This is a genomic window from Streptomyces sp. NPDC014995, from assembly GCF_043080745.1.
Lineage (GTDB): Bacteria > Actinomycetota > Actinomycetes > Streptomycetales > Streptomycetaceae > Streptomyces.
In genome coordinates this window covers 73155-94863 of record NZ_JBIBVX010000024.1, presented here as the reverse complement: position 1 = coordinate 94863, position 21709 = coordinate 73155, and the positions used below count along the sequence as shown (strand labels likewise).

20 protein-coding genes are annotated in these 21709 nt (G+C 69.7%); all 20 read left to right on the top strand.

Going from position 1 to position 21709, the window contains the following annotated elements; translation table 11 throughout:
* The first annotated feature begins 216 nt into the window (after positions 1-216).
* The gene (thrB, locus tag ACF1A1_RS36105; RefSeq protein ID WP_392005916.1) at positions 217-1146 is read left to right on the top strand and encodes a homoserine kinase; all 930 of its coding nucleotides are present in this window, start codon (positions 217-219) and stop codon (positions 1144-1146) included.
* Between the two features lie 407 nt (positions 1147-1553).
* The gene (gene rho / locus ACF1A1_RS36100) at positions 1554-3536 is read left to right on the top strand and encodes a transcription termination factor Rho (protein ID WP_392005914.1); all 1983 of its coding nucleotides are present in this window, start codon (positions 1554-1556) and stop codon (positions 3534-3536) included.
* Positions 3537-3747: 211 nt separating this feature from the next.
* Positions 3748-5466: a trypsin-like serine protease gene (locus tag ACF1A1_RS36095; RefSeq protein WP_392005973.1), complete on the top strand. Its 1719-nt coding sequence runs from the start codon at positions 3748-3750 to the stop codon at positions 5464-5466.
* Between the two features lie 221 nt (positions 5467-5687).
* The gene (locus ACF1A1_RS36090) at positions 5688-6842 is read left to right on the top strand and encodes an LCP family protein (protein ID WP_392005913.1); all 1155 of its coding nucleotides are present in this window, start codon (positions 5688-5690) and stop codon (positions 6840-6842) included.
* A 192-nt stretch (positions 6843-7034) separates the two neighbouring features.
* Positions 7035-7256 carry a 50S ribosomal protein L31 gene (rpmE, locus tag ACF1A1_RS36085; protein ID WP_189942647.1) on the top strand — a complete coding sequence of 74 codons (222 nt, stop codon included), beginning with the start codon at positions 7035-7037 and terminating at the stop codon, positions 7254-7256.
* A gap of 104 nt (positions 7257-7360) precedes the next feature.
* Positions 7361-8428 carry a peptide chain release factor 1 gene (gene prfA / locus ACF1A1_RS36080; protein ID WP_392005911.1) on the top strand — a complete coding sequence of 356 codons (1068 nt, stop codon included), beginning with the start codon at positions 7361-7363 and terminating at the stop codon, positions 8426-8428.
* Between the two features lie 107 nt (positions 8429-8535).
* Complete coding sequence (gene prmC / locus ACF1A1_RS36075; RefSeq protein WP_392005971.1) at positions 8536-9375, top strand: peptide chain release factor N(5)-glutamine methyltransferase; 840 nt, start codon at positions 8536-8538, stop codon at positions 9373-9375.
* A gap of 52 nt (positions 9376-9427) precedes the next feature.
* The gene (locus ACF1A1_RS36070; RefSeq protein WP_384650575.1) at positions 9428-10075 is read left to right on the top strand and encodes an L-threonylcarbamoyladenylate synthase; all 648 of its coding nucleotides are present in this window, start codon (positions 9428-9430) and stop codon (positions 10073-10075) included.
* Entirely contained in the window at positions 10072-10749 is a 678-nt protein-coding gene (locus ACF1A1_RS36065; RefSeq protein WP_392005909.1) for a protein-tyrosine-phosphatase, read from the top strand. The genes ACF1A1_RS36070 and ACF1A1_RS36065 overlap by 4 nt, the downstream gene beginning before the upstream one ends.
* Before the next feature lie 91 nt (positions 10750-10840).
* Entirely contained in the window at positions 10841-12079 is a 1239-nt protein-coding gene (gene glyA / locus ACF1A1_RS36060) for a serine hydroxymethyltransferase (protein ID WP_392005907.1), read from the top strand.
* 128 nt (positions 12080-12207) lie between these two features.
* Positions 12208-13563, top strand: coding sequence for an MraY family glycosyltransferase (locus ACF1A1_RS36055; protein WP_392005905.1), 1356 nt, complete (start codon positions 12208-12210; stop codon positions 13561-13563).
* A gap of 301 nt (positions 13564-13864) precedes the next feature.
* Positions 13865-14311 (top strand): hypothetical protein, encoded by a 447-nt coding sequence (locus tag ACF1A1_RS36050; protein WP_392005903.1) that lies wholly within the window; start codon positions 13865-13867, stop codon positions 14309-14311.
* Positions 14312-14521: 210 nt separating this feature from the next.
* Positions 14522-15358 (top strand): F0F1 ATP synthase subunit A, encoded by an 837-nt coding sequence (atpB, locus tag ACF1A1_RS36045; RefSeq protein ID WP_392005901.1) that lies wholly within the window; start codon positions 14522-14524, stop codon positions 15356-15358.
* Between the two features lie 71 nt (positions 15359-15429).
* Positions 15430-15678: an ATP synthase subunit C gene (locus ACF1A1_RS36040; protein WP_010357477.1), complete on the top strand. Its 249-nt coding sequence runs from the start codon at positions 15430-15432 to the stop codon at positions 15676-15678.
* 41 nt (positions 15679-15719) lie between these two features.
* Positions 15720-16265 carry a F0F1 ATP synthase subunit B gene (locus tag ACF1A1_RS36035; protein ID WP_189942655.1) on the top strand — a complete coding sequence of 182 codons (546 nt, stop codon included), beginning with the start codon at positions 15720-15722 and terminating at the stop codon, positions 16263-16265.
* Positions 16262-17077: a F0F1 ATP synthase subunit delta gene (locus ACF1A1_RS36030; RefSeq protein WP_392005899.1), complete on the top strand. Its 816-nt coding sequence runs from the start codon at positions 16262-16264 to the stop codon at positions 17075-17077. Before ACF1A1_RS36035 ends, ACF1A1_RS36030 begins: the two co-directional genes overlap by 4 nt.
* A gap of 119 nt (positions 17078-17196) precedes the next feature.
* A complete protein-coding gene (atpA, locus tag ACF1A1_RS36025; protein ID WP_392005897.1) occupies positions 17197-18786 on the top strand; it encodes a F0F1 ATP synthase subunit alpha in 1590 nt (529 codons plus the stop codon).
* 21 nt (positions 18787-18807) lie between these two features.
* Positions 18808-19725, top strand: a complete 918-nt coding sequence (locus ACF1A1_RS36020; RefSeq protein WP_392005895.1) for a F0F1 ATP synthase subunit gamma — start codon at positions 18808-18810, stop codon at positions 19723-19725.
* Positions 19725-21161 carry a F0F1 ATP synthase subunit beta gene (gene atpD / locus ACF1A1_RS36015; protein WP_392005893.1) on the top strand — a complete coding sequence of 479 codons (1437 nt, stop codon included), beginning with the start codon at positions 19725-19727 and terminating at the stop codon, positions 21159-21161. The genes ACF1A1_RS36020 and atpD overlap by 1 nt, the downstream gene beginning before the upstream one ends.
* Positions 21162-21277: 116 nt before the next feature.
* The gene (locus ACF1A1_RS36010) at positions 21278-21652 is read left to right on the top strand and encodes a F0F1 ATP synthase subunit epsilon (RefSeq protein ID WP_095750282.1); all 375 of its coding nucleotides are present in this window, start codon (positions 21278-21280) and stop codon (positions 21650-21652) included.
* Positions 21653-21709 lie beyond the last annotated feature (57 nt).

The following is a 21709-nucleotide window of genomic DNA, read 5'->3' as shown; positions in this document are numbered from 1 at the left end:
CACGGGGGGCTTACGACACGCATCGTGCGCCTCCTGTGCGCCCTATGTCGTCACAGAACCTTCCTTCGATAGGCTGTACCGAACCCGCCTACCGCATATGCCTCCGCATATCGCGCGGCCGGCAACGGGGCCGCGCCGTCTTCAGCGGCCCGTGGGTCTTCGTACGTCATCGAATGTCATTCGACCATCACGCAGCTCAAGGAGAGTCAACGAGCGATGGCCGGTCCAGCGTTCCGCGCCGCCGCCGTCCGGGTGCGCGTCCCCGCCACCAGCGCCAACCTCGGTCCGGGCTTCGACGCCCTGGGCCTCGCGCTGGGGCTGTACGACGACGTCGTCGTCCGGGTGGCCGACTCCGGGCTGCACATCGACATCGCGGGTGAGGGCAGCGAGACGCTGCCACGTGACGAGAAGCACCTCCTCGTCCGCTCCCTGCGCACCGCCTTCGACGTCCTGGGCGGCCAGCCGCGCGGCCTGGAGATCGTCTGCGCCAACCGCATCCCGCACGGCCGCGGCCTCGGCTCCTCCTCCGCCGCCATCTGCGCCGGCATCGTCGCCGCCCGCGCCGTGACCATAGGCGGCGAGAGCAAGCTCGACGACGTCGGCCTGCTCGAGCTCGCCACCGAGATCGAGGGCCACCCCGACAACGTCGCGGCCTGTCTGCTCGGCGGCTTCACCCTCTCCTGGATGGAGGCGGGCGCCGCGCGGGCGATCAGAATGGAGCCCTCCGATTCCATCGTTCCGGTGGTTTTCGTGCCCGGAAAGCCGGTACTGACCGAGACCGCGCGCGGTCTGCTCCCGCGCACCGTGCCGCACGTCGACGCCGCCACCAACGCGGGCCGTGCCGCCCTGCTCGTCGAGGCCCTGACCAGGCGCCCCGAGCTGCTGCTGCCCGCCACCGAGGACCGCCTCCACCAGGAGTACCGGGCGCCGGCCATGCCGGAGAGCGCGGCACTGGTGGAGCGGCTGCGCGCCGACGGCATCCCCGCGGTGATCTCCGGCGCCGGACCCACCGTGATGGCGCTGGCCGACGCGGACACGGCCGACAAGGTCGAGGCCCTGGCCGGTACGGACTGGGCCGCGAACCGGCTGGCCCTGGACCTGCGGGGAGCGAGCGTGCTGCCGCTCGCACCCTCCGGCGACATCTGAAAAGCGTGACGGTTGCCGGATTTCGAGAGGGGGAATGTTTGTTGGATCCGGTAGTGTTAACCTCAAGTCTGCACCCGACCTCACCATGGCGAGGTGCTTCATGTCCCCCTCCGGGACAGACATTCTTCCGGGAGCTCCCCAAGCCGCACTGCGTTCCGTACGTCGTACCTGGGCAGTACGCCGTGCAGCGACGCTGAGCGGTCTGCAGGGCACGCTCCGGAATCGGTGCGACCACGCCACGTGACACTGGGTGCCACGGCTCGTCGAGGAAGCGCCATCACCAGAAATCTCTTCCGCCGCTTTGGCGGACCACCGCCCCGGCTTCGCCACAGCAAGGACCGAAGTCGGACAGCACAACCGGTCGCCGAGCCAGACAGGCCGACGTCCGCTCCAGGGAAGGACCCTTCGTGAGCGACACCACCGATCTGATGGGCGCACGTGTCGAGGAGACCGCTGCCGCGCCCGCCACGGACGCCTCCGCGCCTGCCACCGGTGCCGGCTCCCGGCGGCGCCGCGGTACCGGCCTCGAGGGCATGGTGCTGGCCGAGCTGCAGCAGGTCGCATCCGGCCTCGGCATCAGGGGCACCGCGCGCATGCGCAAGAGCCAGCTGATCGAGGTCATCAAGGAGGCGCAGGCCGGCGGTGGCGCCGCCCCGGCGAAGGCCGAGGCCGCCACCGAGACCAAGCCGAAGCGCCGCGCCACCTCCAAGGCGCGTACGGGCGAGGCCGCCGCCGAGAAGAAGGCGGACGCGGCCCCCGCGGAGGCCCCCGCCGAGAAGGCCGTGGCCCAGCAGCAGATCGAGATCCCCGGCCAGCCGGCTGGGGGGAACGACGCCCCCACCGAGCGCCGCCGTCGCCGCGCCACCGCCGACGCGGGCAGCCCCGAGACCGTCACGGCCGAGGCGAAGAGCGCCCCCAAGGCCGAGACCCCGGCTCCCGCGCAGACCGAGCAGCCGCAGGGCGACGCCAAGGCCGACGCCGACGGTGGCGAGGGCCGCCGCCGCGACCGCCGTGAGCGCGGCCGTGACCGCGACCGCCGCGGCAAGGGCGACGACCAGCAGGGCCAGGGCGGCCAGCGCCAGCAGCAGAACCAGCAGCAGGGCGGCGGCCGCCAGGACCGCAACGCCGGTCCGCAGGACGACGACGACTTCGAGGGCGGCCGCCGTGGCCGTCGCGGCCGCTACCGGGACCGCCGAGGTCGCCGTGGCCGCGACGAGATGGGCGCCCCCGAGCCGCAGATCACCGAGGACGACGTCCTGATCCCCGTCGCGGGCATCCTGGACATCCTCGACAACTACGCCTTCATCCGTACCTCGGGCTACCTGCCGGGGCCGAACGACGTGTACGTCTCCCTCGCCCAGGTCCGCAAGAACGGCCTGCGCAAGGGTGACCACATCACCGGTGCCGTGCGTCAGCCCAAGGAAGGCGAGCGGCGCGAGAAGTTCAACGCGCTGGTGCGCCTGGACTCCGTCAACGGCATGGCGCCCGAACACGGCCGTGGCCGCCCGGAGTTCAACAAGCTCACCCCGCTGTACCCGCAGGACCGCCTCCGCCTGGAGACGGACCCCGGCGTCCTCACCACCCGGATCATCGACCTCGTGTCGCCGATCGGTAAGGGCCAGCGCGGTCTGATCGTGGCCCCGCCGAAGACCGGCAAGACCATGATCATGCAGGCGATCGCCAACGCGATCACCCACAACAACCCCGAGTGCCACCTGATGGTCGTCCTCGTCGACGAGCGTCCGGAAGAGGTCACCGACATGCAGCGGTCGGTGAAGGGCGAGGTCATCTCCTCGACCTTCGACCGCCCGGCCGAGGACCACACGACGGTCGCCGAACTCGCCATCGAGCGCGCCAAGCGCCTGGTGGAGCTGGGCCACGACGTGGTCGTGCTGCTCGACTCGATCACGCGTCTGGGCCGTGCGTACAACCTGGCCGCGCCCGCCTCCGGCCGCATCCTGTCCGGTGGTGTCGACTCGACCGCGCTGTACCCGCCGAAGCGCTTCTTCGGTGCGGCGCGCAACATCGAGGACGGTGGCTCGCTCACCATCCTGGCGACGGCCCTCGTCGACACCGGCTCCCGCATGGACGAGGTGATCTTCGAGGAGTTCAAGGGCACCGGCAACATGGAGCTCAAGCTCGACCGGAAGCTCGCCGACAAGCGCATCTTCCCGGCGGTGGACGTGGACGCGTCCGGCACCCGTAAGGAAGAGATCCTGCTCGGCGCCGAGGAGCTCAACATCGTCTGGAAGCTGCGGAGGGTGCTGCACGCGCTCGACCAGCAGCAGGCGATCGAGCTGCTGCTCGACAAGATGAAGCAGACGAAGTCGAACATCGAGTTCCTGATGCAGATCCAGAAGACGACCCCGACGCCCGGCAACGGCGACTGACGGCAGTCTTCCGAAAGGGCCGCCCCTTCGTGGGGCGGCCCTTTCCGCTGTTCACGGGCGAGGTGCGATCTCGCCCTCCGCTCGGCTTCTCGACCGCGCACTGTCACGAACACCACATCCCGAGGGGGGGACTTGAGTGGGTACACCCACGTCCGGGGGCAGCCGCCACAGACGCCGCGTACGGATCGCGCTGCCCGTCGCCGCGGCCGGTATGGCCGCAGCCGTCGCCGGCGCGCTGTTCATGTCGTCCGCGCAGGCGTCCGAGGCGCCGCCGTCGGTCGACCGCGGTACACCGCTGACCTCCGAGGAACTCCAGAGGCGCGCCCCCATCGCCGTCGCCGGTGACGACACCCCCGGACAGACCTCCAAGGCGACCCTGAGCGCGAGCAGCGGTGCCACCACCATCGACCCGAAGATCATCGGTGGCGCCACGACGACCATCACCACCGCGCCGTGGATGGCCCAGCTCTGGTACGCCGACAACCGGGGGACCGCCGGCACCAGCGACGACATCGGCTTCTTCTGCGGCGGCGCGGTCGTCGCCCCGACGAAGATCCTCACCGCCGCACACTGCGTCAAGGGCTACGACTGGAAGGCCAACGGCTGGGTCGTCACCGGGACCCCGCAGTTGATGGGCGCCGACGGGGACCTGCACGGCGGCACCGCCATGCCCGTCTGGCGCCAGTGGAACCACTGGTCGTACAACTCGACCACGATCGACAACGACATCGCCGTCCTGACGCTGCCGAACCCGGTCAAGGCCACGCCGATCCGGATGACGACGAACCTGGACACGACGTCGTACGCGGCCGGGACCAAGGGCACGGTCTACGGCTGGGGCCGTACCAGCTCCACCTCGCAGGACATCTCGGACACGCTGAAGGCGGCCGAGCTGCCGATCCAGTCCAACACCACCTGCTCGGGCTACTACGGCGCCGACTACGTCAAGGGCCACATGATCTGCGCGGGCACGCCCGCGACCGGCAGCGACACCGGGACCACCACCGCCTGCAACGGCGACTCCGGCGGCCCGCTCGTGGTCGGCGACCGTATCGTCGGCGTCGTCTCCTGGGGCGTGAGGGACTGCGTCGAGAGCGGCGCGTACAGCGTCTTCAGCAAGATCTCCACGTACGTCGGTCCGGCCTACCCGCGCGTCGACGACACCAACCTCAGCGGTGACCACCTGGCCGACCTGTGGGTGCGCAACGCGACAGACAAGACCGGATACGAGATCGGCTCCAAGGGCACCTCGCTGGCCGCCCGCCAGTCCTGGGGCACCTGGAGCGGCTACGACATCGTCCTGCAGGCCGACCTCGACCGGGACGGCTACCAGGACCTGCTGCTGCGCCGGGCCTCCGACGGGGACGTCTTCTGGAAGCACCGCGTGCCCTCCAACGGGACCTGGGCGACCCAGCTGGTCGGCGACAACTGGAAGACCCGCCGGGCGATCGTCACCCCCGGTGACGTCACCGGCGACTACCTGCCCGACATGCTCGCCGTCGACTCCTCCGGCATCCTGTGGATCTACCCGGGCAAGGGCAACGGCACCTTCGCCGCGCCCGTGAAGGTCGGCAGCGGCTGGAACCAGTACAACGTCGTGCGCGGCCACGGCGACTTCACCGGCGACGGGAAGACCGACCTGTTGGCCCGCAACTCCAGCACCGGCGCGGTGTACCTGTACCCGGGCACCGGCACGGCCGGTACGGCCGCGTTCTCCGCGCGGATCGAGGTCGCGACCTGGAGCGCGACGACGTACAACGCCTTCGACGCCGTCGGTGACGTCAACGGCGACGGCATCGCCGACTTCCTGGCCCGGACCCCGGGCGGCACCCTGTACCTCTACAAGGGCACCGGCAAGGCGAGCACTGCGATCTTCGCCACACGGGTCTCGCTCGGGACGTCGTTCAAGCAGTACGACATTTTTGGCTGAAAACGCTGGTGAACGGGGTACGCCGACGTATCGCCCGGTCACGTTCCGTGCCCGGCCCTCCACGGGCCGGGCACAGTCCGTTGTGCAACCCTTTCCCGAGTTTCGCCGTCTGACGGGGCGGAGTGACGATGGTGCGGAAGGGGCCGATCCGAGGCATCGAGGGACGACCAGGCCTGACCCTGACCACAGGGGGTAACCGACCGACGAGACGTGAGGAGCACATGTCCGCCGAGAGCACGCCGGAGCCCGGCATACCGGGAGAGGCCGGCACACCGGACCAGGCCGGCGGCGCCGGCACGCGCCACCGCGCCAAGGGCCGCCGCCGCAAGCCGCGCGGACGGAACAAGGGCCTGCTGATCGCGGCGTGGACCGCGGCGGGCATCGTCGTCCTCGGCGGCACGGGGGCGGGCTACGTCTACTTCAAACTGAACGGCAACATCAAGAGCGTCGACATCGACCAGGCCCTGGGCACCGACCGGCCCACGAAGGTCGACAACGGCTCGGAGAACATCCTCGTCCTCGGCTCGGACACCCGCTCCGGCGACAACAAGAAGCTCGGCGGCGGCACCGACGACGGCAGTGCCCGCTCCGACACGGCGATGATCATCCACGTGTACGAGGGCCACAAGAAGGCCAGCGTGGTCTCCATCCCGCGCGACACCCTCATCGACCGCCCCGAGTGCACCGACGCCCAGGGCGTCACCCACGACGCCGCGACCGAGGTCATGTTCAACTCGGCGTACACCACGGGCGGCGCGGCCTGCGCGGTGAAGACCGTCGAGTCGGTCACCGGGGTGCGCATGGACCACTACCTGGAGGTCGACTTCTCCGGCTTCCAGCAGCTCATCGACGAGCTGGGCGGGGTGGAGGTCACCACCACCAAGGACATCAAGGACCCCGACAGCCACCTGAACCTGAAGGCCGGCACCCACCAGCTCGACGGCGAACAGGCCCTCGCCCTGGTCCGCACCCGCCACGGCGTCGGCGACGGCTCCGACCTCGGCCGCATCCAGCTCCAGCAGGCCTTCGTCAAGGCCCTGGTCCAGCAGGTCAAGAAGGTCGGCCTGTTCACCGGCGGCACCAAGCTGTACGACCTCGCCGACACCGCCACCAAGGCCGTCACCACCGACTCCGACCTCGGCTCCCTGAACTCCCTGATGTCCTTCGCCAACGGCCTCAAGAGCATCAGCCCGTCCGACATGACCATGGTCACCATGCCGGTCCGGTACGACCCGGCCAACCCCAACCGCGTCCTCGTCCAGGAGAAGAAGGCCCAGCAGGTCTGGACGGCCCTCAAGAACGACCAGCCCATCCCGAAGACGGCCACGGAGGGCACCGCGACCGGTGAGGCGGCCGGGGTCGTGACGTCGTCGTGAGCCGCCCCCGGCAGGCGCGAACCCACCTCCCCGCCCCCGGGAGCGGACGCTCCGTCCCCCGGGGAATAGACGGCCCCGCCCCCCGGTTTTGGGGGATGGCGCCAGTCCTGGCAGACTGGTACGTCGGCTCCGGTTCACGCCTCCGCATCCCGCGGCTGCGACCCGGCGCCCTCCCGAAACCTAGGAGACACCTTGAAGCGCGACATCCACCCCGCGTACGTCGAGACGCAGGTCAGCTGCACCTGCGGCGCGTCGTTCACCACCCGTAGCACGATCGAGGCCGGCACCATCCGCGCCGACGTCTGCTCCGAGTGCCACCCGTTCTACACGGGCAAGCAGAAGATCCTCGACACCGGTGGCCGTGTGGCCCGCTTCGAGGCCCGCTTCGGCAAGGCCGCCGGCTCCAAGAAGTAGCGAGCCCCATTTCGCCGGTCCACGGACGCGCCCCGCCCGGGCGCGCCGGGACCGGCGTTTTTGGTCGCCCGCCTTCCCTTTCCCACGCAGTACAGGAGCCAGAGATGTTCGAGGCCGTCGAGGAACTCATCGGTGAGCACGCCGATCTGGAGAAGAAGCTCGCCGACCCGTCGGTCCACGCCGACCAGGCCAACGCGCGCAAGCTGAACAAGCGCTACGCCGAGCTCACCCCGATCGTCGCCACGTACCGCTCCTGGAAGCAGACCGGCGACGACATCGAGACCGCCCGCGAACTCGCCGCCGACGACCCGGACTTCGCCGCCGAGGTCAAGGACCTGGAGAAGCAGCGCGAGGCACTGACCGAGAAGCTGCGCCTCCTGCTTGTCCCGCGTGACCCGAGCGACGACAAGGACGTCATCCTCGAGATCAAGGCGGGCGCGGGCGGCGACGAGTCCGCGCTGTTCGCCGGCGACCTGCTGCGGATGTACCTGCGCTACGCGGAGCGCGTCGGCTGGAAGACCGAGATCATCGACGCCACCGAGTCCGAGCTGGGCGGCTACAAGGACGTCCAGGTCGCGGTGAAGGCCAAGGGCCAGACCGAGCCCGGTCAGGGCGTCTGGGCGCGACTGAAGTACGAGGGCGGTGTGCACCGCGTCCAGCGCGTGCCGGCGACGGAGTCCCAGGGCCGCATCCACACCTCCGCGGCCGGTGTCCTCGTCACGCCGGAGGCCGAGGAGGTCGACGTCGAGATCAACCCGAACGACCTGCGCATCGACGTCTACCGGTCCTCCGGCCCCGGCGGGCAGTCCGTCAACACCACCGACTCCGCCGTGCGCATCACGCACCTGCCCACCGGAGTCGTCGCCTCCTGCCAGAACGAGAAGAGCCAGCTGCAGAACAAGGAGCAGGCACTGCGTATCCTGCGCTCCAGGCTGCTCGCCGCGGCGCAGGAGGAGGCGGAGCGGAACGCCGCCGACGCCCGCCGCAGCCAGGTCCGCACCGTCGACCGCTCCGAGAAGATCCGTACGTACAACTTCCCGGAGAACCGCATCTCGGACCACCGCGTCGGCTTCAAGGCCTACAACCTGGACCAGGTCCTGGACGGCGACCTCGCCGCGGTGATCCAGGCCTGCGTCGACGCGGACTCGGCGGCGAAGCTGGCAGCGGCGTAAGGCAGTACCCACGCACCGACGGCGTAAGGCAGTACGCACGGACGAGTACGACACGGAGGACACGCGTGCAGCAATCCTTTGGGGGGCGACCCCCAAGCCCTCGCAGCCTGCTGCTCGCTGAGGTAGCGCAGGCCACCCAGCGGCTGGCCGACGCCGGCGTGCCCTCGCCGCGCAACGACGCGGAGGAACTCGCCGCGTTCGTGCACGGTGTGAAGCGCGGCGAGCTCCACTCCGTCAAGGACTCCGACTTCGACGCCCGGTACTGGGAGGTCATCGCCCGGCGCGAGCAGCGCGAGCCGCTCCAGCACATCACCGGCCGGGCCTACTTCCGCTACCTGGAGCTCCAGGTCGGTCCGGGCGTCTTCGTCCCGCGGCCCGAGACCGAGTCCGTGGTCGGCTGGGCCATAGACGCGGTACGGGCCATGGACGTCGTCGAGCCGTGCATCGTCGACCTGTGCACCGGCTCCGGCGCCATCGCGCTCGCCCTCGCCCAGGAGGTCCCGCGCTCCCGCGTGCACGCCGTGGAGCTGTCCGAGGACGCCCTGGTGTGGACGCGCAAGAACGTGCAGGGGTCCAGGGTCGACCTGCGCCAGGGCAACGCCCTGACCGCCTTCCCGGACCTCGACGGCCAGGTCGACCTGGTCATCTCGAATCCGCCGTACATCCCGCTCACCGAGTGGGAGTACGTCGCTCCCGAGGCGCGGGACTACGACCCCGACATGGCCCTGTTCTCCGGCGAGGACGGCCTCGACCTCATCCGCGGTCTGGAACGGACCGCGCACCGGCTCCTGCGCCCCGGCGGCGTCGTCGTGATCGAGCACGCCGACACCCAGGGCGGCCAGGTGCCGTGGATCTTCACCGAGGAGCGGGGCTGGGCCGACGCGGCCGACCACCCCGACCTCAACAACCGCCCGCGCTTCGCGACCGCCCGCAGGGCGATGCCGTGAGCGCCACCCCGACCCACCCCCAGCAGTACGTGCACGAGGAGGCCCGCTAGACATGGCACGGCGATACGACACCAACGACGCGACCGACCGCGTGACGGGTCTGCGCGAAGCCGCGTCCGCCGTCCGCCGCGGCGAGCTGGTGGTCCTCCCCACCGACACGGTGTACGGCATCGGCGCCGACGCGTTCTCCAAGGAGGCCGTCGGCGACCTGCTCGAGGCCAAGGGCCGAGGCCGCAACATGCCCACCCCCGTCCTCATCGGCTCCCCGAACACCCTGCACGGCCTCGTCACGGACTTCTCCGAGCTGGCCTGGGAGCTGGTCGACGCCTTCTGGCCGGGCGCGCTCACGCTCGTCGCCAAGCACCAGCCGTCCCTCCAGTGGGACCTGGGCGACACCCGCGGCACGGTGGCGGTGCGCATGCCGCTGCACCCGGTCGCCATCGAGCTGCTGACCGAGGTCGGCCCCATGGCCGTCTCCTCGGCGAACCTGACGGGCCACCCCGCGCCGGAGAACTGCGACTCCGCCCAGGAGATGCTCGGCGACTCCGTCTCCGTCTACCTGGACGGCGGGCCCACCCCCGGCAACGTCCCGTCCTCGATCGTCGACGTCAGCGGTGACGTGCCCCTGCTGCTGCGCGCGGGCGCGATCACGGCGGACGAGCTGCGGAAGGTCGTACCCGACCTCGAGGTGGCGAATTGACAGCCCCTGACGCGGGGCGTGGCATAGGCAACGGGGAGCGCAGCGCGGAGGAGACGACGACGTTCGGGTTTCCGCGCGACACCTTCCGCATCCTCCACGTCAGCACCGGCAACGTCTGCCGCTCGCCGATCACCGAGCGGCTGACCCGGCATTTCGTGTCGCAGCGGCTCGGGGTGCTGGGCGGCGGGCTGATCGTGGAGAGCGCGGGCACCTGGGGCCACGAGGGCGCGCCCATGGAGGCCAACGCGGAGACCGTGCTGGCCGACTTCGGCGCGGACGCCTCCGGCTTCACCGGCCGCGAGCTCCTCGACGAGCACGTCATCCGGGCCGACCTGGTGCTGACGGCCACCCGTGACCACCGCGCCCAGGTCATCTCCATGGGCCACTCGGCGGGCCTGCGCACCTTCACCCTCAAGGAGTTCACCCGCCTGGTCAACGCCATCGACCCGGCCACGCTGCCCCCGCTGGAGGACGGCGTGGTGATGCGCGCCCGCGCCCTGGTCCGCGCGGCGGCGGCGCTGCGCGGGTGGCTGCTGGCGCCGACGGCGGAGGCGGACGAGGTGTACGACCCCTACGGGGCGCCGCTGCCGTTCTTCCGGTCGATCGGGGACGAGATACACCAGGCGCTGGATCCCGTCGTCACGGCGCTCACGGGTGTGCCCGCGCGGATGTAGATCCGTCACTTCCGGCCCTGCCGACACCGGGCGTCCCGGGCGTCCCGGGCCTACATTGGACCTACGTCACCGTCGACGCCCGGAGTCCACCATGCCGGTCACCCATGCCACCGAGGCCGACGTCCTGCGCCGGCAGGACCCCGAGCTGGCCGAGATCCTGCTCGGGGAACGGGAGCGGCAGGCGTCGGCGCTGCAGCTGATCGCCGCCGAGAACTTCACCTCGCCGGCCGTGCTGGCCGCGCTCGGCTCGCCGCTCGCCAACAAGTACGCGGAGGGCTATCCGGGGGCCCGTCACCACGGCGGCTGCGAGATCGTCGACGTGGCCGAGCGTCTCGCCGTGGAGCGCGCCAAGGCGCTGTTCCGGGCCGAGCACGCCAATGTGCAGGCGCATTCGGGATCGTCGGCCGTGCTCGCCGCGTACGCGGCCCTGCTGCGGCCCGGTGACACCGTGCTCGCCCTCGGGCTGCCCGACGGCGGCCACCTCACGCACGGCTCGCCCGCCAACTTCTCCGGCCGCTGGTTCGACTTCGTGCCCTACGGGGTGGACGCCGAGACCGGTCTCATCGACCACGAGCAGATGCGCACGCTGGCCCGCAGCCACCGGCCGAAGGCGATCGTGTGCGGGTCCATCGCCTATCCGCGCCACATCGACTACGCCTTCTTCCGGGAGGTGGCCGACGAGGTCGGCGCCTACCTCATCGCCGACGCCGCCCACCCCATCGGGCTGGTCGCCGGGGGAGCGGCGCCCTCCCCGGTGCCGTACGCCGACATCGTCTGCGCCACCACGCACAAGGTGCTGCGCGGGCCGCGCGGCGGGATGATCCTCTGCGGGTCGGAGCTGGCGGAGCGGGTGGACCGGGCCGTCTACCCCTTCACCCAGGGCGGGGCCCAGATGCACACCATCGCCGCGAAGGCGGTCGCGTTCGGCGAGGCGGCTACACCGGCGTTCGCCGCGTACGCCCATCAGGTGGTCGCCAATGCGAGGGTTCTCGCGGCCGGCCTGGAGACGGAGGGGTTCGCCGTCACCACGGGCGGGACCGACACGCACCTCATCACCGCCGACCCGGCGCCCCTCGGCGTGGACGGGCGCACCGCGCGCGGCCGGCTCGCGGCCGCCGGGATGGTGCTGGACTGCTGCGCGCTGCCGCACGCCGACGCCCGCGGCCTGCGCCTGGGCACGGCCGCGGTGACCACGCAGGGCATGGGCGAGGGGGAGATGACGCGGATCGCCAAGCTGATGGCGGGCGTCCTGCGGGACGAGGTCGAGGGCAGGACGGCGCGTGAAGAAGTCCGGGAGCTGGCCCGGGGATTTCCGCCGTATCCCGGCTGAACCGGGGTAGGCGCGGCCCGTACACAGCCACACGTGCAACCATCGTGGCTACCCGGAAGTCCCCAACCATATGCGGCCGTCGCTAGGGTGTGGGGCTGAGATGGCCAGCGAGACCTGTGGGGAAGCCTGTGCGTGAATACCTGCTGACGCTCTGCATCACGGCCGCGGTGACGTATCTGCTGACAGGGCCGGTACGGAAGTTCGCGATCGTGGCCGGAGCGATGCCGCAGATCAGGGCCCGTGACGTGCACCGGGAACCCACTCCACGGCTCGGCGGGATCGCCATGTTCTTCGGCCTGTGCGCGGGCCTGCTGGTCGCCGACCACCTCACCAACCTCAACGAGGTCTTCGAGAAGTCGAACGAGCCGCGCGCCCTGCTCTCCGGGGCCGCGCTGATCTGGCTGATCGGCGTCCTCGACGACAAGTTCGAGATCGACGCCCTGATCAAGCTGGGCGCCCAGATGATCGCGGCCGGCGTGATGGTCATGCAGGGTCTGACGATCCTGTGGCTGCCGATCCCGGGCGTCGGCACGGTGGCGCTGACCCAGTGGCAGGGCACCCTGCTGACGGTGGCGCTGGTCGTCATCACCATCAACGCGGTCAACTTCGTCGACGGCCTCGACGGCCTCGCCGCCGGCATGGTGTGCATCGCCTCGGCCGCGTTCTTCATGTACGCCTACCGCATCTGGTACTCGTACGGCATCGAGGCCGCCGCCCCGGCGACCCTGTTCGCGGCGATCCTGATGGGCATGTGCCTGGGCTTCCTGCCGCACAACATGCACCCGGCGCGGATCTTCATGGGCGACTCCGGCTCGATGCTGATCGGGCTGGTGCTGGCGGCGGGGGCGATCTCCATCACCGGCCAGGTCGACCCGGACGTGATGAACCTGTTCTCCGGTTCGGAGCGCAACACCGTGCACCAGACGGTGCCCGTCTACATTCCGCTGCTGCTGCCGCTGACCATCATCGCGATCCCGGCCGCCGACCTGATCCTGGCGATCGTGCGCCGCACCTGGCGGGGCCAGTCGCCGTTCGCCGCGGACCGCGGCCACCTGCACCACCGGCTGCTCGAAATCGGCCACTCGCACAGCCGGGCGGTGCTGATCATGTACTTCTGGTCGGCGCTGATCGCGTTCGGCGCGCTGACCTACTCGGTCAACTCGGCGTCCATGTGGATCGTCCTCGGCGTCGTGATCCTCAGCGCGATCGGGCTCGTGCTGCTCCTGCTGCCGCGCTTCACGCCGCGCGCCCCGCGCTGGGCCGAGGCCTTCGTGCCGCCGCGCTACCGGCGCCGCAAGGTGCTGCCGGAGGCGGCGGGCGTCGTGTCCGCGCAGGAGTGCCCGGAGCAGGAGCAGGAGCAGCCGGAGTCCCGCACCCCGGTCGCCGTCGGCGTCTCCGGTGTCAACGGGGCGACCGCCGTGGGCGCTCGTTCGCGTACGGCTTCGCGTCCGGCCTCCCGGCCGACCTCGGGCACGGCAAGGTAAGAATCCGACGAGAGCATTGCCAAGTCGTGGGGAAGCGCCGGGACGGCAAAGCGCCCAATACCAGACAAGTGGGCGCTGTTTCTGCACAGACGCGCAGTGTCACTCTCATGTGTGACAGCAAGCACACCCACCAGGTAAAGACCTCATCAAATAGTTTGTGATACGGTTCACGAGAACCCCGGATAGAGCCGAAGGACCGCAGTGCGACGGTCCATTGGTGTGAGGTCTTCACCCCCCTCGGACCGGGACTACGCTCGTCCATGACGACACCCCTGCCCCCATTGAAAGCGGAGTTGCCGCCATGCCGTCCAACGACGTCCGGATCCTGGCCCAGGCCGCCGTGCCCACGGCTGCCGTCGGCGCGATTGCCGCCGTCGTCAGCGCAGTGGTCGCGGGCGGCAAGGGAGCGATCGGAGCCGTCGTCGCGACCGTGGTGGTCATCCTGTTCATGGGGCTCGGTCTCTACGTCCTGCAGCGCACCGCCAAATCGCTTCCGCAGCTTTTCCAGGCCATGGGCCTGATGCTCTACGCGGCGCAGATCCTGCTGCTGTTCATCTTCATGGCCGCGTTCAAGAACACCACGCTGTTCAACCCCCGGGCCTTCGCCGTCTCGCTCGTCGCCGGCACCCTCGCGTGGATCGCCGCGCAGACGCGAGCCCACATGAAGGCCAAGGTCCTCTACGTCGAACCCGACTCGACCAGCTCCGCCACGGGCGACAAGCCCGAAAAGACGGGGCACTCGTCGTGAGGGGTAGGGCCGGGATAAAGACGCCTGAGAGATCCTGCTATCGTCCGGTGCCAACTGCGGCATCGCGGGCGCGGGCATCCGAGCTGACGCCTGCTCATACGCGAGGCGAGATGCCCCCACGCCGCCCCCACATCCGTAACACCAGTCCCGTGCCGAATCGCGGCCGTGCGCCGCGCCGACACAACGAGGTTGCCGTACCTATGCGCCACGATGAAGGAGCCCGCGGTGAGTGCTGACCCGACGCAGGTGCTCGCCTTCGAGACCGACTGCCACCTGTTCGACGGTTGTGGCTTCCCGGCTCCGGGCCTGCACTCGTTCCTGTTCGAGCCGCTCTGGGGCGACGCCGACAGCAACCTGTACTTCAACAAGACGATGCTGCTGGCGCTGCTCGGCTCGATCGTCATCGTGGGCTTCTTCTGGGCCGCCTTCGCCAAGCCGAAGGTCGTCCCCGGCAAGCTCCAGATGGTCGCCGAGGCCGGATACGACTTCGTCCGGCGCGGTGTCGTCTACGAGACCATCGGCAAGAAGGAAGGCGAGAAGTACGTCCCGCTCGTCGTCGCCCTCTTCTTCTTCGTCTGGATCATGAACCTGTGGTCGATCATCCCGATCGCCCAGTTCCCGGTCACCGCGATCATCTCGTACCCCGCCGTCCTGGCCGCCATCGTCTACTTCCTGTGGGTCGGTCTGACCTTCAAGCGGCACGGCTTCGTCGGCGCCTTCAAGAACTTCACCGGCTACGACAAGTCGCTGGGCGCGGTGCTCCCGCTGTCCATGACGATCGAGCTGTTCTCGAACCTCCTCGTGCGGCCCTTCACCCACGCCGTCCGACTCTTCGCGAACATGTTCGCCGGTCACACCCTGCTGCTGCTCTTCACGATCGCCAGCTGGTACATGCTGAACGGCATCGGCATCGCCTACTCGGCCGTCTCGTTCGTGATGGTCATCGTGATGACGGCCTTCGAGCTCTTCATCCAGGCGGTCCAGGCCTACGTCTTCGTCCTGCTGACCTGCAGCTTCATCCAGGGCGCGCTCGCCGAGCACCACTGAGCCCCCGCACACCCACCCAGACATCCGGTGGCCAACCCCCACCGGTCATTGAAAGAGAAGGAAGAACCGGCATGTCCGCTCTCCAGACCCTTGCCGCCGGCGTCGAGATCAAGGGCAACCTCGGCTCGATCGGTTACGGCCTCGCCGCGATCGGCCCGGGCGTCGGCGTCGGCATCATCTTCGGTAACGGCACCCAGGCGCTCGCCCGCCAGCCCGAGGCGGCCGGCCTGATCCGCGCCAACCAGATCCTGGGCTTCGCCTTCTGTGAGGCGCTGGCCCTGATCGGTCTGGTCATGCCGTTCGTTTACCCGAGCGCCTGACCTGAACCGTCGGACCGCCCCTTTCGACGAAAGGCACTGATATGAGCCCCCTGGTTCAGCTGGCGGCTGAGGAGGCCGAGAACCCCCTCATCCCGCCGATTCCGGAGCTCGTGATCGGCCTGATCGCCTTCGTCATCGTCTTCGGCTTCCTCGCCAAGAAGCTCCTCCCGAACATCAACAAGGTTCTGGAAGAGCGTCGCGAGGCCATCGAGGGCGGTATCGAGAAGGCCGAGGCCGCGCAGACCGAGGCCCAGAGCGTTCTTGAGCAGTACAAGGCTCAGCTCGCCGAGGCCCGCCACGAGGCCGCGCGTCTGCGCCAGGAGGCGCAGGAGCAGGGCGCCGCGCTCATCGCCGAGATGCGTGCGGAAGGCCAGCGGCAGCGCGAGGAGATCGTCGCCGCCGGTCACACCCAGATCGAGGCCGACCGCAAGGCCGCCGCGTCCGCGCTGCGTCAGGACGTCGGCAAGCTCGCCACCGAACTGGCCGGCAAGCTCGTCGGCGAGTCCCTCGAGGACCACGCCCGGCAGAGCCGCGTCATCGACCGCTTCCTCGACGAGCTCGAGGAGAAGGCCGAGGCCGCGCGATGAACGGAGCGAGCCGCGAGGCCCTGGCAGCCGCACGCGAGCGTCTCGACGCGCTGACGGACTCCACGTCCGTGGACGCGACGCAGCTCGCCGCCGAGCTGGCGGCCGTCACCGCGCTGCTCGACCGCGAGGTGTCGCTGCGTCGGGTCCTCACCGACCCGGCGCAGGCCGGTGAGGCCAAGGCCGAGCTGGTCCAGCGCCTGCTCGGCAACCAGGTCAGCGGCACCACCGCCGACCTGGTGTCCGGCCTGGTGCGCTCCCGCTGGTCGCAGTCGCGCGACCTGGTGGACGCGCTGGAGGAACTGGCGGACACCGCCGACCTGACCGCCGCGCAGAAGGCCGGCACGCTCGACGACGTCGAGGACGAGCTGTTCCGCTTCGGGCGGATCGTCTCCTCGAGCACCGGGCTGCGCGCCGCACTGACCGACCGGAAGGCCACCGCCTCGGCCAAGGGCGAGCTGCTGCGCAGCCTGCTCGGCGGCCGGGCCGACGCGGCCACCGAGCGTCTGGTGACGCGCCTTGTGACCGCGCCGCGGGGACGTAGCCTGGAGTCGGGACTCGAGTCCCTGTCCAAGCTCGCCGCCGAGCGCCGGGACCGCGTCGTGGCCGTCGTCACGTCCGCGGTACCGCTGAGCGACGCGCAGAAGCAGCGCCTGGGCGCCGCCCTCGCGAAGCTCTACGGCCGTCAGATGCACCTCAACCTCGACGTGGACCCCGAGGTCCTCGGCGGGATCCGGGTGCAGGTCGGCGACGAGGTGATCAACGGCTCCCTCGCGGACCGCATCGAGGACGCCGCCCGCCGCATGGCGAGCTAACAGCAACTCAACACGCAGTAGTGCTTACGGCCCTGGTTGGGCCGTGCAGAGGATTCCTGGGGGTCGCCCCCAGACCCCCAAAGAAACTTCGGGCCCAACAAGGAGAGCAGGGAACCCAGATGGCGGAGCTCACGATCCGGCCGGAGGAGATCCGGGACGCACTGGAGACCTTCGTCCAGTCGTACAAGCCGGACGCGGCCTCGCGCGAGGAGGTCGGTACGGTCACCCTTGCCGGCGACGGCATCGCGAAGGTCGAGGGCCTGCCCTCGGCCATGGCCAACGAACTGCTGAAGTTCGAGGACGGCACCCTCGGTCTCGCCCTCAACCTCGAGGAGCGCGAGATCGGCTGCGTCATCCTCGGTGAGTTCAGCGGCATCGAGGAGGGTCAGCCGGTCACCCGCACCGGTGAGGTCCTCTCCGTCGCGGTGGGCGAGGGCTACCTCGGCCGCGTCGTCGACCCGCTCGGCAACCCGATCGACGGCCTCGGCGAGATCGAGACGTCCGGCCGCCGCGCCCTCGAGCTGCAGGCCCCCACGGTCATGCAGCGCAAGTCGGTGCACGAGCCGATGGAGACCGGCTACAAGGCCGTCGACGCGATGACCCCGATCGGCCGTGGTCAGCGTCAGCTGATCATCGGTGACCGCCAGACCGGCAAGACCGCCCTGGCCGTCGACACGATCATCAACCAGCGCGACAACTGGCGCTCGGGCGACCCGAAGAAGCAGGTCCGCTGCATCTACGTCGCCATCGGCCAGAAGGGCTCGACCATCGCGTCGGTCCGCCGCGCGCTGGAGGAGAACGGCGCGCTGGAGTACACGACCATCGTCGCCGCCCCGGCGTCCGACCCGGCCGGCTTCAAGTACCTGGCGCCGTACACCGGCTCGGCCATCGGTCAGCAGTGGATGTACGAGGGCAAGCACGTCCTGATCATCTTCGACGACCTGTCGAAGCAGGCCGACGCCTACCGCGCCGTGTCGCTGCTGCTGCGCCGCCCGCCGGGCCGCGAGGCCTACCCGGGTGACGTCTTCTACCTGCACTCCCGTCTGCTGGAGCGCTGCGCGAAGCTCTCCGACGACATGGGTGCCGGCTCGATGACCGGTCTGCCGATCGTCGAGACCAAGGCCAACGACGTCTCGGCGTTCATCCCGACCAACGTCATCTCCATCACCGACGGCCAGTGCTTCCTGGAGTCGGACCTGTTCAACGCCGGTCAGCGCCCCGCGCTGAACGTCGGTATCTCCGTCTCCCGAGTCGGTGGTTCCGCGCAGCACAAGGCGATGCGCCAGGTCTCCGGCCGTCTCCGCGTCGACCTCGCCCAGTTCCGTGAGCTGGAGGCGTTCGCCGCCTTCGGTTCCGACCTGGACGCCGCGTCGAAGGCGCAGCTGGAGCGTGGTTCGCGCATGGTCGAGCTGCTGAAGCAGGCCCAGTACCAGCCGATGGCCACCGAGGACCAGGTCGTCTCCATCTGGGCCGGCACCAACGGCAAGATGGACGAGGTCCCGGTCGCCGACGTCCGCCGCTTCGAGAGGGAGCTCCTGGAGTACCTGCACCGCAAGGAGCAGGGCCTCATGACCTCCATCCGGGAGGGCGCGAAGATGTCGGACGACACCATCCAGGCGATCGACGACGCCGTTGCCGAGTTCAAGAAGCAGTTCGAGACCTCGGACGGCAAGCTGCTCGGCGAGGACGCCACGTCCGCCGCCAAGTGACGTAAGGAAGGGACCTGACTCATGGGAGCCCAGCTCCGGGTCTACAAGCGTCGCATCCGATCCGTCACCGCGACCAAGAAGATCACGAAGGCGATGGAGATGATCGCCGCCTCGCGCGTCGTCAAGGCGCAGCGCAAGGTGGCGGCCTCCACGCCGTACGCGACCGAGCTCACCCGCGCGGTCACGGCGGTCGGTACCGGTTCGAACACCAAGCACCCGCTGACCACGCAGGCCGAGACGGTCACGCGGTCCGCGGTGCTGCTCCTGACGAGCGACCGTGGTCTCGCCGGTGCCTTCAACTCCAACGCCATCAAGGCCGCCGAGCAGCTGACGGCGCGCCTCGAACGCGAGGGCAAGCAGGTCGACACGTACATCGTCGGCCGGCGCGGGGTCGCCCACTACAACTTCCGTGAGCGCAAGGTCGCGGAGTCGTGGACGGGCTTCACCGACGAGCCGTCGTACGCGGACGCCAAGAAGGTCGCGGCCCCCCTGATCGAGGCCATCGAGAAGGACACGGCGCAGGGCGGCGTGGACGAGATCCACATCGTCTTCACCGAGTTCGTCTCGATGATGACGCAGACGGCGCTCGACGACCGTCTGCTGCCGCTCAGCCTCGACGAGGTGGCGAAGGAGTCTGCACCGAAGGGCGAGATCCTTCCGCTGTACGACTTCGAGCCGTCGGCGGAGGACGTCCTCGACGCCCTGCTGCCCCGCTACGTGGAGAGCCGCGTCTACAACGCGCTCCTCCAGTCGGCCGCCTCCAAGCACGCCGCCACGCGGCGCGCGATGAAGTCGGCCACCGACAACGCCGGAGAGCTCATCGAGACGCTGTCCCGGCTTGCCAACGCGGCCCGCCAGGCCGAAATCACCCAGGAAATCAGCGAGATCGTCGGTGGCGCGAGCGCCCTGGCCGACGCGACCGCGGGGAGTGACCGCTAATGACCACCACTGTTGAGACCGCGACGGCTACGGGCCGCGTCGCCCGGGTCATCGGCCCGGTCGTCGACGTGGAGTTCCCCGTCGACGCGATGCCGGAGATCTACAACGCCCTCCACGTCGAGGTCGCCGACCCGGCGAACGCGGGCGAGAAGAAGATCCTGACCCTGGAGGTCGCCCAGCACCTGGGTGACGGCCTGGTCCGCACCATCTCCATGCAGCCCACCGACGGTCTGGTCCGCCAGGCCGCCGTCACCGACACGGGCACGGGCATCACCGTCCCGGTCGGCGACTTCACCAAGGGCAAGGTGTTCAACACCCTCGGTGAGGTGCTGAACGTCGACGAGTCCTACGACGGTGAGCGCTGGACCATCCACCGCAAGGCGCCGAACTTCGACGAGCTCGAGTCGAAGACCGAGATGTTCGAGACCGGCGTCAAGGTCATCGACCTGCTGACCCCGTACGTCAAGGGCGGCAAGATCGGTCTGTTCGGTGGTGCCGGCGTCGGCAAGACGGTGCTCATCCAGGAGATGATCTACCGCGTCGCCAACAACCACGACGGTGTCTCCGTGTTCGCCGGTGTCGGTGAGCGCACCCGTGAGGGCAACGACCTCATCGAGGAGATGTCGGACTCGGGCGTCATCGACAAGACCGCCCTGGTCTTCGGTCAGATGGACGAGCCCCCGGGCACCCGTCTGCGCGTCGCGCTGGCCGGCCTCACCATGGCCGAGTACTTCCGTGACGTCCAGAAGCAGGACGTGCTGTTCTTCATCGACAACATCTTCCGCTTCACGCAGGCCGGTTCCGAGGTGTCGACCCTGCTCGGCCGTATGCCCTCCGCGGTGGGCTACCAGCCGAACCTGGCCGACGAGATGGGTCTCCTCCAGGAGCGCATCACCTCGACCCGCGGTCACTCGATCACCTCGATGCAGGCGATCTACGTCCCCGCGGACGACCTGACCGACCCGGCCCCGGCCACCACGTTCGCCCACCTCGACGCGACGACGGTTCTCTCCCGTCCGATCTCCGAGAAGGGCATCTACCCGGCCGTGGACCCGCTGGACTCCACGTCCCGCATCCTGGACCCGCGCTACATCGCGCAGGAGCACTACGACGCCGCCATGCGCGTCAAGACGATCCTGCAGAAGTACAAGGACCTCCAGGACATCATCGCGATCCTCGGTATCGACGAGCTCGGCGAGGAGGACAAGCTCGTCGTCCACCGTGCCCGTCGCGTGGAGCGCTTCCTGTCCCAGAACACCCACGTCGCCAAGCAGTTCACCGGCGTCGACGGGTCGGACGTCCCGCTGGACGAGTCGATCGCGGCCTTCAACGCGATCTGCGACGGCGAGTACGACCACTTCCCGGAGCAGGCGTTCTTCATGTGCGGTGGTCTCGAGGACCTGAAGAAGAACGCGAAGGAGCTGGGCGTCTCCTGACCCGGGCAGCTGCCTGAGTCGTGAGGGGGCGGGCTCGTCCCGCCCCCTCTCTCACGCCTACTAGACTTGTAACCAACACCCGGCAGACCCGCCGGGTGGTGACCCGAGGAGCCACCTTGGCTGCTGAGCTGCACGTCGCGCTGGTCGCGGCCGACCGAGAGGTCTGGTCCGGCGAGGCCACCCTGGTCGTCGCGCGCACCACGTCCGGCGACATCGGCGTCATGCCCGGTCACCAGCCGCTGCTCGGTGTGCTGGAGTCGGGCCCGGTGACCATCCGTACGAGTGATGGTGGGACGGTCGTCGCCGCGGTGCACGGCGGTTTCATCTCGTTCGCGGACAACAAGCTGTCGCTGCTGGCCGAGATCGCCGAGCTGTCGGACGAGATCGACGTCCAGCGCGCGGAGCGCGAGCTGGAGCGTGCGAAGGCGGAGGGCGACGCCTTCGCCGAGCGCCGCGCCGACGTACGACTGCGTGCGGCGGCCGCCCGCTGACGCACGCTTGGTGCGATGACGTCACTCAGCCGCGGCCGGCACCGGAGCGATCCGGAG